Origin of the sequence: Bacillus sp. 7705b (assembly GCF_002289525.1) — a bacterium.
In the GTDB taxonomy this organism is placed as follows: Bacteria; Bacillota; Bacilli; order Bacillales; family Bacillaceae; genus Bacillus; species Bacillus halotolerans.
Genome location: NZ_NSDH01000033.1, coordinates 87,501 through 100,343 on the forward strand (window position 1 = coordinate 87,501; position 12,843 = coordinate 100,343).

General features: G+C 44.2%; 8 protein-coding genes. 1 reads left to right on the top strand and 7 read right to left on the bottom strand.

The window, feature by feature from the left end; all coding sequences use genetic code 11:
* Positions 1-96: 96 nt before the first annotated feature.
* The 7 genes from CJU60_RS13070 to CJU60_RS13100 form a co-directional block, all read right to left on the bottom strand.
* A complete protein-coding gene (locus CJU60_RS13070) occupies positions 97-828 on the bottom strand; it encodes a (S)-benzoin forming benzil reductase (protein WP_024122694.1) in 732 nt (243 codons plus the stop codon).
* Between the two features lie 63 nt (positions 829-891).
* Positions 892-1,344, bottom strand: a complete 453-nt coding sequence (gene essA / locus CJU60_RS13075) for a type VII secretion protein EssA (protein ID WP_081638360.1) — start codon at positions 1,342-1,344, stop codon at positions 892-894.
* A gap of 31 nt (positions 1,345-1,375) precedes the next feature.
* Positions 1,376-4,594, bottom strand: a complete 3,219-nt coding sequence (gene esaA / locus CJU60_RS13080; protein ID WP_095713980.1) for a type VII secretion protein EsaA — start codon at positions 4,592-4,594, stop codon at positions 1,376-1,378.
* Positions 4,591-9,078, bottom strand: coding sequence for a type VII secretion protein EssC (gene essC / locus CJU60_RS13085; RefSeq protein ID WP_095713981.1), 4,488 nt, complete (start codon positions 9,076-9,078; stop codon positions 4,591-4,593). Before essC ends, esaA begins: the two co-directional genes overlap by 4 nt.
* 60 nt (positions 9,079-9,138) lie before the next feature.
* Positions 9,139-10,494: a type VII secretion protein EssB gene (gene essB, locus CJU60_RS13090; protein ID WP_095713982.1), complete on the bottom strand. Its 1,356-nt coding sequence runs from the start codon at positions 10,492-10,494 to the stop codon at positions 9,139-9,141.
* A 14-nt stretch (positions 10,495-10,508) separates the two neighbouring features.
* Complete coding sequence (gene yukD / locus CJU60_RS13095) at positions 10,509-10,748, bottom strand: ESX secretion system protein YukD (RefSeq protein ID WP_010331710.1); 240 nt, start codon at positions 10,746-10,748, stop codon at positions 10,509-10,511.
* 69 nt (positions 10,749-10,817) lie between these two features.
* The gene (locus CJU60_RS13100; RefSeq protein ID WP_003220661.1) at positions 10,818-11,111 is read right to left on the bottom strand and encodes a WXG100 family type VII secretion target; all 294 of its coding nucleotides are present in this window, start codon (positions 11,109-11,111) and stop codon (positions 10,818-10,820) included.
* A gap of 506 nt (positions 11,112-11,617) precedes the next feature.
* Between CJU60_RS13100 and CJU60_RS13105 the strand changes: the two genes are divergently transcribed.
* Positions 11,618-12,841, top strand: coding sequence for a sporulation transcriptional activator AdeR (locus CJU60_RS13105; RefSeq protein WP_095714061.1), 1,224 nt, complete (start codon positions 11,618-11,620; stop codon positions 12,839-12,841).
* Positions 12,842-12,843: the final 2 nt, after the last annotated feature.

Consider the following 12,843-nt stretch of genomic DNA (forward strand, 5'->3'; position numbering starts at 1 on the left):
CCCTAAAAGCAGAGTTTCAGTCAGTATATGCAGCCGGACTCCGGAATGCTTAAGTTATCGCCTTTTTATATAAAAAAAGAGCAGATTCACTCTGCTCTACAAAAACTCTTTAATATCATATATGCGCCCGTTTTCCGCGCCTGTCTCTAATAAAGAAAGCAGCGTGCCGGCAATAAAGGCCGGACTGCGAAGGCTTCCTGTTTCATTCAATTTCCGAAACCGCTCGATATCGTGGAAATCCTTTTTCGATGATGAACGGATGACGGCCTGCATGTCAGTGTCCATGACACCCGGTGAGAAAGAAATCATGTTCACCGGCAGTTCTTCATCCTCCTGTTCAAATCCGAACGTTCTCGTAAACATATCAAGTCCGGCTTTTGAGCTGCAATACGCGCTCCACCCCTTGTATGGGTTTTTGGCCGCGCCAGAGGTAATATTTACGATTGTTTTTCTTCCGCTGAAAGCAGCAAACTGTTTGGTAAACAGCTGGCTCAAGAGCACCGGCGCTGTCAGATTAAGCTGATAATGGCGCTGCAGCTCTTCAAGAGACGCTTCTCCGGCGCGTTTGATCGGCGTCACCATTCCGGCATTATTGATCAGTGTGATGGCTGAATAATCAGCCGGATTGATGGATGAAAGCAATGTTTTGAATTGCTGCTCAGCCTCTGTGAGATTGATCAGGTCGATCTGGTGCTGTGTCAGTTTCTCATGAGAAACATCTGTTGTTGTTCTGGACAGAGCATGGACTTCATGGCCTTTTTCCAGAGCCTGTAATGCAATGGCTTTCCCCAGTCCTTTTGACGCTCCGGTGATGATATAAAGTTCCATTGGAAACCTCCTCCTTCCGTTCTTATTGTACGGACCGCTTTTATGCAAAACAAGCGCGGGCGCTTACGCCTTTTTATTTTCCTGCACGATAACCTTTGGTATGAGAAAAACAATGCCTGCGATCCCAAGCAGAATCAGCACGCTATAGATGATCGGAAGCAGGAGTGAAGATGAATCTTTTTCTTTCATTTCCGTTGATGACGCTTTTGTGATCGGTTTCTCGGCAAATGTAATCCCAAGCTGTTTAGATTGAGCGGCGATGGTGTTGGAGCCCTCGGCATCTGTTGATGTAAACAAATCCTTTATCAGCTCGGCGTCCCGATCCTTCGGCTTATCAAAGGTAATATCCTTTTGCTCCTCAGGCAGTTCTGTTTTCTCCTCATAGGAAGAATCTTCATGCAAATAATTCGTATCGATTTCAATATCTTTCTTTTCATATTGGTTTGGCGCGACATCCGTATTTTCTTCGGTTTCGGCAGCAGCGGCAGAGGGTATGAAAAGGGAAAAGGAGAGCATACACATCATGATCCCCTTTTCCAAGCTGCGATTACGCTTCATACGTTTCATCGCTTTCTGCTGTTTTTTCTGCTATCAAGCGAATGACAAGCGGCAGAGCCGCTGCAATCAACGTAATGATCAGCAGAACCGATATTCCCATTGTAAACAAATGCCCTGTTCCGTACTGGATGTCGATATATACCTTCGACACCGGATCTTCAAATGTGAAGTTTGGCATAATTAAATCAATAAGCGGCGCAACATAGAATAAAATCATTGCCGCTGAAGCAACCCATCCAGGAATTGATCCGAATCGGAATGCCGCCCGGATAAAGGCAGAGCTTGCGACCAGCAATAAAATCGTAAATACAGACCACTTAATCGTCTGATCGTCCGGCAGTGAATAAATATTCAAACCGAACAAGCTGATCATCAAGCCGACAAGGATATTCAGAATTCCGAAAAGCGCTCCTTTGACGAGCAGCGGCGCATTTTGATAATACGAGCTGAAATATCCGATTAACAGACTGCTGATCAAAATAATAACCAGGATGACAACCGGCGGCACCGTCTGAATTTTTTCTTCCGGAACCTGACCGCTGATTTTAAGCGGGTTTGCCAAGTAATCATATACATAGCCGTTGTTTTGGCCGTCTACTAATGTATTGCCCAGAATGCCGTATACGTCACTGCGTACAAGCTTCGTGGAAGCAACATTTTTACCCCAGTTGTTGTTTAAGGTGTCAGCTTTCGTCTGCACATCATTTACGCTTTGCTGCATGTTGGTTGTGTAATCAATAATGCCTGACTGGCGTTCAGATAATGAGCCCATCACGTCTGACATTTGCAGCACTTCCTGGCCGACCGTATCTTGCACGCTCAGTGCCATTGTGCCTGACAGACCATCATTATTGAACGTTGCAGATTCCTGCGCCGCACCGGTTACAAGCTGTTCTGACGCTTTAGACGCACTCTCAGAGATTTTCGTCAGTTCATCGAGAACACCGGCTTGAGAATCACGGATATAGCTGCCGTAGTTGTCTGCAAACTCGGTCATGCCATTGATGAAATTGTCGATGTCTTCATCGGTTTGCATTGTGTTGTTTTTGAGATCTTCCCAGCTTGCTGATTCTTCCGGTTTGATGGCTAGGACTGATTTGACGTTGCCCTGCTGGCCGGCGAGAACAGTATTCTTTGCATCATAATCAATAGTACCGTACAATACAGAGTCATATACCGATAGATATTTATAATAATCCATTAAATCATCGATTTTTACTGTGTTAATGTCACCTTGAAATTGAAGCTGGTCTTTATTTTCCAGCTCGCGGATCATTTTATAAATGCCACTATCATACACCTGTAAATGCATATCTTTTAACTGATCTTCTAAATCATTTACTTGTTTCTTCAATTTAACTATTTCATCATCTAGGTTGTCTATTTTCTCTTGCAATTCTATTAATTTCTTATCTAGCTCTTCGTTATGGGCAGTTTCTTTTTCTTTGAGCTCTTCTTCAATTTGCTTGATTCGCTCAGACGCTTTGCTGAGCTGTTCTTTTGCTTTGGCAATATCAGAAATGTCACCGTTTCCTGGTTGATCTTGATCCCCAGGCTCCGTCGTATCTCCGCCGCTACCGGTATCTCCTGAATCTCCGGTTCCGTCTTCATTTCCCAGCTGGATAAATTGAAGGGCTGAGTCAGGTGAAGCAGTCTGTTCGATCGATGTGCCCGTTTCGTTTTGTCCGCTGTCTGACTTCCCATTAGAGGCATCACCGTTCTGCTCCTGACCGCCTGTTCCCTGCTGCTGGTCTTGATCCTGAGTATTGCCGTCCGTTTGTCCGTCAGTCCCGGTATCACTGCTGTTATTGTCTTCTCCAGAATTATCATTTTGATCATTTGGAATCGGCCCGTCTCCATCATTATTTCCGGAATTTGTATCCGGCTCTGTCTTAGGCTCCTCTGGCGTCGTATCCTCTTTTTCAGATTCCTTAAGACTGTCTGAAATGTCTTGAATGTCAGCTGCAATGTTTTTCATTAATTCACGCTGATTTTCAAGATCAATTTTTAGTTCTTCAGTATCTACGTTCTCTGGCTCTTTATCATTGTTCTGGTTGTCATCGTTAGAGCCATTGCTAGGACCCTGACTGTCTGGAACAAATAACAATGCACGCTTCTCTTTAAGCTTTTCATACATTTTGTTTAACGTATTTAGCCTTGATTGGGCTTGGAATTGATCAATTAAATCACTCTGAATCCTCGCCATACCCATTTCTTGCAATGGCACTTGATCCTGCCTTGCCTTTTTAGCATCATCCATCGCAAGACCAGCAATCCCAAGCTGTGTTTTCACTTGGCTGATCCCAGTTGCCAGTCCGCTCATCTGCTCGCTGAACTGATTGGCCTTTTGCTGTGCTGAAATGGCATCCAATCCTGTCTGGATTTGCTGCTGAGTTGAATCCTGAGCTGCCAATAGCAGCTTCTTTTGATTTTCTTGATATTCTTTGTATCGTTCCACAGTATCAACGAAGTCTTTCAGGGTGTTTTTTGCTTCCTCCGCTGTCGAAGCTTTTTCTTTTGTCGTGCCTTGGGCTTCATTCATTGATTTCTTCAGCTCATCGATTAGGTCTTTCTGGCGTTTGATTTCACCTGCTAAATCGTTAGAGCTTGGTTTGTAGAAATTGTACATGACATTTTGGAATTCAGATTCTTTATTGACGATTTTGTCAAACTCTCCTCTGATATTGTCCACTTTTTGTGAGACAAAGTTCCAATATAAGGCCGACATTTTTTTGTTCATTGTTTTTTGGGCATCTTCAAGCTCACGCTGCACTTTTTCTTTGTTGACCGCATTCAGGTTATCTTGAATGCTGAACTCAAGCGTGGCTTTTTGAGGACGCTCTTTGTCATAGCTCAAAATGTTTTTTGAGAAATCTGAGGGAATGTAGACGATCGCATCGTATTTTTTCGATTTCAGGCCTGTTTCGGCTGCACTTCGGTTCACGACCGTCCAAGAATAATCAGGACGTTCCCCCAGAACGGCAGCTACTTCCTTACCGAACTGGGCGGATTGATCATCTTCATCGTCCGCTTTCACCTCATCACTCAATACGCCTGTGTCTTCATTCACCACTGCGATTTGCCGCGTGGAATTGGCTGCTTTTTTCGCCGGATCTTCCCCGATGAACCGGAAAAACAAAACCGGCAGCAGCAAAATAATGATGACGGCTGATATTAACTTGATCAAGTTTTTTCGTTGTTCTGTCATCTAGCACTCTCCCTTTCAGCAGAACATAAAGGAATTTGAACTTTTTGCTCCTTCCCGTTTTCCACAACATATCCGAAGCCCGGCTGAATCTCCGGCTCCTGTCTTTGGTACGGAAGAGGAATCACATTTTGTTCAGATTTTTTCATCAGCAGGATAGCGTGTCTGATTTGCTTCATCTCAGTCGTCAGGGAATCATAGCCTTTGGAGAACTCACTGTGATTGCCTGCCGGAATAAAGCTGAAGCCAAGATGCGCGTAAGATTTCATAAAGTTCGCCAAGCGGTCTTGAATTCTCGTATCGATCGTCTGCTGGAATCTCGTAATTCCGTCAATCATCAGAACCACTTGAGAGAATCGCAGGCTTTGTGTGTCTCCCTGGCGAACGGCTTCTACATACATTGCTTCTCTTGTTTTAAAAATGTCTTCTGCTGTTTCAATCCACTGCTCAATATCATCTTTTGTTTCCATATATGCGACATCTGTTTCTTTTGCATATTTGGATAAACCGCGGTCGATCGAGTCAAACAAACCGATCATTTCCGTTTCATCATCAAGCAGATGCTCAAGCATCACTTTTAAGACGTTTGTTTTTCCTCGCTGTGTCTGCCCTAATATCAGGCAATGCTTGTGCTTAGCCAAGTCAAAGTACACCGGGCTGACGGTTTCTTCATGAAGCCCGATCGGCACAGATAAAGGCTTGCGTTCCAGCTTGAAGCGGAGAGAAAACTCTCTCGTCGACAGGCTTTCCGGCAGCATCGGAATCGGAGCCGGCTGCTGCAGTGAAGCATAGCGATCCTGAAGAACCTGCACTTCTGCTTTCAGCTCGTTGAACATGCCGATATCATCCTCTGCTTCAACAGGCAGGAACATTTGGGCGAAATAAAGCTCTTCTTTTTGAATGATCACGCGCCCCGGGATCGGCTCAAGGCTGAACTTCGGCCGTCCGTAAATCGAATATCCCTCAGATTGATCCATCAGATAATGGACAACCTTTGTTTTCAGGTTGTTCAAGAGCGACTGGCGGACAGCATTTACGCGCGTTGCCGTCAGCATAAAGTAAATCCCCAAGCTTTGTCCGTCTCTGGAAAGCTGGACAAATTCCGATTCAAGCTCATGCATCTCATCCTTGACGATATCAAAGTTGTCGATTGTGATGAAAATGAATGGAAGCTCTTCTTCGCTCAGCGCATTGTACATTTTGATATGGCTGATTTCTTTTTCACGGAACAGACGTTTTCGGCGGTCGATTTCCTCTTTGATCCGGATCATGAACTTTTCAATTTTTCTCGACTGATCCATCAGGAAGTAATCCGCCGTGTGCGGCAGCTTCGCTAATGGCAGGAGCGTTCCGTTCCCGAAATCAAAGATATAGACATGAAGCTCTTCAGGCGTGTAGACGTCTGCAAAACTCATCAGGAATGTTGCCGCTGCAATCGATTTCCCATAGCCTGAGGAGCCGAAAATGCCGATATTTCCGTCTTCCATCATTTTATAAGCAATCGGCGCCTGTCTTTGCAGATCAGGTTCATCAACATAAGCAAAGTGGAAATGGTCCTTTTCTTCTGATGGGAAAAGGGTGCGCGGGATACGTTCCGCAAGCGGCGGCAGCCAAGGGCTCGGCAGCTTCTCGATTCCCATTTCCTCTTGAATGCGTTCGATTTCGTCAACCACTGCTTCGATTTCTGACTGAACCTCTTTTTTCGCCATTTCTTCCGTGTCGACCTCAGAAAGCGGTATCAGGCCGGTATCCGTGACAATCGCGATTTCATCCTCTGTTCCGTAAACTTCCTCTAAGTAAGGGGCCCCGCTCCAGGCGGATTGGAACAGCTCGTACACTTCATTGTTTCCGACCTGCAAATAACCGCGTCCGGTAACCGTGATGTTCGCGGCATCGCTGTTTTTCAAAATCTCTTTACTATCGGTGGCATCCTGAACTTTAAGCGCTACTTTAAAGCGCGAGTTACTCCAGATTTGGTCGTCGATGATACCGCCCGGCTTCTGTGTCGCCAAAATCAAATGTACGCCAAGGCTTCGGCCGATACGTGCAGCACTGACAAGCTCTCTGATAAAATCAGGCTCTTCGCTTTTCAGCTCTGCAAACTCATCAGAAATTAAGAATAAGTGCGGCATTGCTACTTCTGCTTTCCCCTGCTTGTACAGCTTTGTATAGTCATTGATGTGATTGACTTGATATTGATCAAACAGACGCTGCCTTTTTTTCAGCTCGCTTTTAATCGAAGCGAGCGCACGCATACTGAAGTTTTGACTGCCTTCAATATTGGTGATCGTGCCAAGCAGGTGGGGAATATTGCGGAACGGCTGCGCCATTCCTCCGCCTTTATAGTCAATTAATAAGAAAGCCGCTTCATGCGGGTGAAAATGCACCGCAAGTGACAAGATGTAGGTCTGGAGAAATTCACTTTTCCCCGAACCTGTCGTCCCCGCAAGCAAACCGTGCGGACCGTGGGCTTTTTCGTGAAGGTTCAGATGCACAATGTCATCCTTCCCTTTATAGCCGATCGGCACCGACAGCGACTTCGACGATTCACTCGTCAGCCACCTTTGCTGGATTCCGATTTCTTTTACTTCCTTCGCATGGAAAAGCTCCAGGAACGAGACCATTTCCGGAATGGAGTTCGTAATGCCCACCTGGTGATTCAGCGTGCGAAGCGTGCGTGAAAACCGTTCGTTGTCCTCGCGCTGATGATGATCGAGCCGGAACGGAATTCTTACTGCTTTTTTCTTTTGTATTAAAATGTCGCCTTCATTTTCGTTGATATAGCGGACAAGGGTCGTAATGTTTTCTGATAAACTTTCCTTTGTTTCCGCGGCGACAATTGTAGAGATGCCCAGCTGCTCATGCTGCCCTTCTAAATATTCAAGAATGACGTGCTCTGAAATCAGCTGCTGATTCGTAATGACAAATACAAAATGCGGTTTAAACTGCAGTTTTTCTTTGTCATCTTCGAGATCGCGCTCTCTGATCAATTCATAAAGTGAGGACAGGAGCTGGTCACGCGTTTGTTCATTATAAATAAAGCCTTTCGCATAAATATGGGGCATTTGAAATTGCGGAAGCCACTTCATCCACTCCCAGTCTTTATACTCCTCTTCATGAAAAATAAAGACGAAGCGCAAATCGTGATAGCTGTTGAAAAACGAAAGCTGGCCGATCAGCTGGTGAATCTCATTCTTAACAATCTGCGATTTCCCGACAAGACCCATCGGCCCCTCCGCCAAATCGACCGTAACCGGCGCATTGCGAATGTCCTTATAGACACGCTGCATGTGCTGCGATTTCTCCATAAGGTCATCAATATCACGGTTCGCCAAGTCTCCGCCGCTCATATTGATTTCATAGCTTGCAGGAACTGTTCCGGTCCCGAGCCGAACCTGGAGATAATCCTTGCTTTCGAGCGATTTTTCCCAAATTCGGTCACTGATTTCACTTGTTAAGTATTTCATTTGTTCAAAAGAAGGAAAATGAAAGTCAAGAACCTGCTTTTGCTTTTCAGCAAGCGCCTGAAGCTCTTTTCTCTTATTATCTAAGTAAAGCTTATACACGCGCTCCCGCTTTTCCTCGCGTTTTTTCCGCTGGTTTTTATCCCGGAAATATTGAACGGTCGAGGTAATAAGGGTCATCATAAACATTGCCAGTGATACGAGTATAAATATGCCTCGCGGCTGGATGATAGCGACAACGCCCATCACGATCAGCATCACAAGCGGAGGCAGGATGACGAGCCATAGCCCTCTATTGGTTTGATCGCTCTCCTGAGAGGGAAAACTGAAGGACACACGGTCATCTGGCAAATCGTACACCATCCGCGGCGTTCTTCTGTACTGCGGATATTTCTTCTGCATTTCTGTGCTTGGTTTGACCGTTTTGGTTAACACTGTTTCAAGCGGTGTGTAATGAACGATTTCTAAGAGGTCTTGTTCAGTTACTCTCATTTGCGTAAAGTTCCAGAATATTTCATCCCCCGGCTTGAGCGGTGCAGCACCTATTACCTTCTCTCCGTTCAAGAACACATTTCCGCTTTTTGGGAGAATCGACCATTTCTCGCCGATATGCAGTAATGAAAATGTGCTTTGTTCCGCAAAAGCAAAATCATTCGGGTTCAGATAGATATCTGCATCTGTCTTTTCTGAGGAACATGTCATTTCGTCTCTGTTTCCTGTAAAATAAACGGATTTTTCAGGTTTGCCGGCAATTAAAAACAGACGTATATCCTGTTGATCCGTTTGAAGAGAAAATGATGTATCAGTTTCAAGACTGCCCAGGCAATCATTTCCCAGGAAAACATCGTACTGGCCGCCGGATTCCTTCCTTTGAAGAGAAATTACTCCGTTCTCAAACGGAATGGTGCCGATCGTAATGGAATCCTTCACATCAGGCCCTATGGTCACCGGCTGGGACGCCGGGAGATCAGACAGTTTTAGTTTTTGGACGTTTTGCTGATAGAAAACCCATAATAGACTCAAATGGCGAACCCCCTAACGGCCGAAATACGGCGTGCGATGACCTGAACTTCATGTTTCACTTTATTTGTCATCTTTTTTCTCATCTTTCTTTTCTTTCTCTTTTTTCTCTTGTTCTTCTTTTTTCGCTTTTTCCTCGGCTGCGGCTTTTTCTTCTGCCGCTTTCTCTTCAGCTTGCTGCTTTTCTTTATCTGATTGTTCTTCAGCGGCTTGGCTGGCTGTATCAGTTTCTGCCGTGTCTGTTATCGCTTCTTCTTTTTGTTCTTTCATTTGTTTGGTAATTTGGTCGATCTCGCTTTGTACCGTATCCAATTCTTTTTGCTTTTCATCATCTTTCATACTGTCATCTGCTAATATCTCAGCCTTATATCGGATCAGCCCCAGCCCTATATACGGGTTATACTCCAGCTTTCTTCCGATACTAATGGCTTCTTTATTCTCGCCTCTCCCTATGTCTATCCAATAAAGAAAGTGCTGTGGATCTGATTGCAGCGTGACCAGATTATTTTCAATTTGTTTCTTTTGAGTGTCGCCTAATTTTTCAACCTCAACATAAGACATTGCAAGCTGATACTGCACTGATTCAGGCAGGCTTTCCGCATCATATTTAGCCAGCGTGTTGATGACCCCGCTGTACTGCTTGTTCAAGAAAGCGCGGTTGCTTTCCACAATCGCCTGATGCTTCGGCTGCGCGAAAAATAAGGCATACATCGAATAAATCAGAGCCGGCACAAGCAACACAATGAGTCCCAGGCCGATATATCTTTGAATGTTCCATTTCTTTTTCGGGATATGTATGTATGTTTTTGCTTTGGCTTCGAGCTCATCGATATGTGTCTGAATCAGCTCGAGCAGTTCATCATAGGACTTCGCGTCCAATATCGCTTTTGCCTCCGGAGAGAATGTCAGCGTTTCATTGAATTTCAAATAGTCCTCAAATGCAAAAGCGCCGTCGACTGCCAAAGCCGCTGCGGCTTTCAGCTCCTGCCAGACTCTTTCCTCATCATGCTCGTAAGGCGGAATGCTTTCTTTTACGCCGTAATGAAGAAAATATGGGGTCAGTCCTTTATCGAATACAATGTTTTCCGGGGCCACAATCAAATGCAGCCTTGATAACTTGTGCTGCTGTACAGCCTGAACAAGCTGATAGGCAAACTGCCATTTGCTTTTTTTATCTTTAGCTTTTATCAAGCGAAATTCTTTATGGGAGGGAGGAGGTTGGATTGTGATGATCACTTCGTCTTCCGTCACATCGATCTCTTTATGAAAAGATGGATTTACATCCTTGATCACGTTCGCTTCGAGACCGTCCAGAAGCTTTATTTTTTCCCGTTGAAAGGTAAATGTATAGCCGTCTTCCGTTTTCTGAGAAGCAGCTTCTAATTGGTTTTCTAAATATGATGTTTGTTCACCTGACATTCAACCAGATCCTTTCATAATATTTCAAGCCGGTCTCCGCTTGTAATGCCGCAATCAGATAGCTTGCATTCTCCGGAAAACACCGTATCCTTATTGACCACTCTGATCCAGTGCCCTTCGCGCGGAGGTATGGAAACGCTTTGGGCCTGCCAAGCGATGTCAATGACTTTTTTCACCGGGTGGTAATCTGACAATCTGAGATCAAAGACACTTCCGTTATAATGTTTCAAATCTATCGTAATATCAATATACATGTTCATTCACCCTTACATAGAAAGAGCGCCGTCTTCTGGTGAATCAGGCGCTCCTTCCCTTTCATACTGTTATCCGCGGATTTGATTTGCGATGTCTTGGTCAGTAGACTCAAGAGTATTTGCTGTTTGATCAAGCTGCTGGTTTACATCTTGAAGCAAATCTGACATTTTGATAAATGAAGGTTTGAGCTGCTCGTATTGATCTGCGAACGCTTCGCTAGAAGCACCTTCCCACATGCTTTTTAAATCAGAGATCATTCGGTTTAAACGATCAACCTGATTTAATACTTCTTGGCTTTCAACGCCATATTGCTTCGCCATCGCTCTTAGCTCTTCGGGTGTGACACGAATTAATCCTGCCATATTCCTCATTACCTCCTGTGCCATCAGCCTAAATATGGGCTAATTCACTTATTTTTAGAACGTAATTATTATAAAAACAGTTTTTCGGTACAGTCAAACAAATATGTTTTAATTTTACAAAATGAGTCCAATGGTTTACCTCTCACCTCTTAAAAATTACATATTTTGTTAAATAAATAGGTTTATTTTCTCAATCCACTCCGCCTTCTTCAAATAATCCAAAAGGCCCAAATGATTCTCTAACTCCCAAAAAAAACCTTTCAGAAAATTTGATGCTACAGTACCATCTCTGAAAGGTTCAGTTTTTCAGAAATATTCATCAGTCAGTTCCTGGCCCAAGCAGAACATGTATCTCATTATATTTAAAAAGTGTTTTTCACTTCTATTATACTGTCATTCTTTGTTGTTGATTTTCACAAACAAGAACAATCATAATAAAAGCAAGACGATTTGATGTCAAAGAGAACAAAGAATAAAAGGATGGAAAAGTAGGGATAATGATGACCATGCCAAAGGATCCGTTTAAATACAGTTTTGACAGACTGGAAGATGTGGCTGATCATATCAGTGAAGTGCTGCAATGTCCGATCACCATTGAAGATGTGAACCACAAACTGCTAGCCTACAGCACCCACAGCGATTGTACTGATCCTGCACGGACGTCTACGATCATTGGCAGAAGAGTGCCGGAGAAGGTTATTAATAAATTGTGGAAAGACGGGACGATTCCCGCACTGCTAAAAACGGACCAGCCGATCAGAGTGAAGGAAATTGACGAAGTCGGACTAAGCAACCGCGTCGCGATTTCGATTTGGAAGAACAACCAGGTGCTGGGGTTTATTTGGGCGCTTGAAATTCAAAAAACACTGTCGGATGATGATTTGCTGACATTAAAAATGGCGGCTAATGCAGTCAGAAACAAGCTGCTTAAGCTCCAAATCCGAAAAACGAAAAATGAGGAGCGCAGCCAAGAATTTTTCTGGAAAATGCTGACCGGACACATCTATCAAGAACAGGACATGACGGATGGGTTTAACAAGCTTGGAATGGTCGTTCCCTCTGAATTTTCCGTGATGATCATCCGGGTAAACGGCGAGCTGACCGAAAAAACAGAACAGCAGCTTCATTATCTGCAGGAAACGACCCAGCAGGTTCATGCTCTGCTGACAACCGTTGATTCTAATGAACTTATCATTTTAACCGCGCCAAAAACGGATCGTCCTTTTCAAGATTTAAAACAGTTCGCTTTCAGCACGCAAAGGCAGCTGAGGGAACGTTATAAAATAGAGGATGCTTCTATTGCAATTGGCGGAATATACAACTCCATTTCGTTTGTCTGCCGTTCATATCAGGAAGCATTGTCCGTATTAAAAGCAAAGGAACGGTTTGCTGAAGAAACCAAGCATCTTTTCAGTTTTTCAGAATTAGGCATCTATCAATACTTGGACGTGTTAGATGAGAAACGGAAGCAAACGGGATATTTCAACTACTCCCTTTCAAAACTCGAGCAGTACGACCGGGATCACCAGTCCAATATGGTCGAAACGCTCGAACGTTTTATTGAAGCCGACAGCAATGTGAATACCGCCTCTAAGCTCTTGAATATTCACGTTAATACATTGAATTACCGGCTGAAGCGAATCAGCCAGATCGCTGAGATCGATTTAAAAAATGTGAATCAAAAGTTTACTATATATTTGGATATCAAACTTCGAAACAAGGGTTTGTGAAA

Bases quoted from the DNA above. Each gene is read 5' to 3' on its own strand.
- CJU60_RS13070 (WP_024122694.1), bottom strand. From the start codon at position 828: ATGGAACTTTATATCATCACCGGAGCGTCAAAAGGACTGGGGAAAGCC.
- essA (WP_081638360.1), bottom strand. From the start codon at position 1,344: ATGCTCTCCTTTTCCCTTTTCATACCCTCTGCCGCTGCTGCCGAAACC.
- esaA (WP_095713980.1), bottom strand. From the start codon at position 4,594: ATGACAGAACAACGAAAAAACTTGATCAAGTTAATATCAGCCGTCATC.
- essB (WP_095713982.1), bottom strand. From the start codon at position 10,494: ATGTCAGGTGAACAAACATCATATTTAGAAAACCAATTAGAAGCTGCT.
- yukD (WP_010331710.1), bottom strand. From the start codon at position 10,748: ATGTATATTGATATTACGATAGATTTGAAACATTATAACGGAAGTGTC.
- CJU60_RS13100 (WP_003220661.1), bottom strand. From the start codon at position 11,111: ATGGCAGGATTAATTCGTGTCACACCCGAAGAGCTAAGAGCGATGGCG.
- CJU60_RS13105 (WP_095714061.1), top strand. From the start codon at position 11,618: ATGCCAAAGGATCCGTTTAAATACAGTTTTGACAGACTGGAAGATGTG.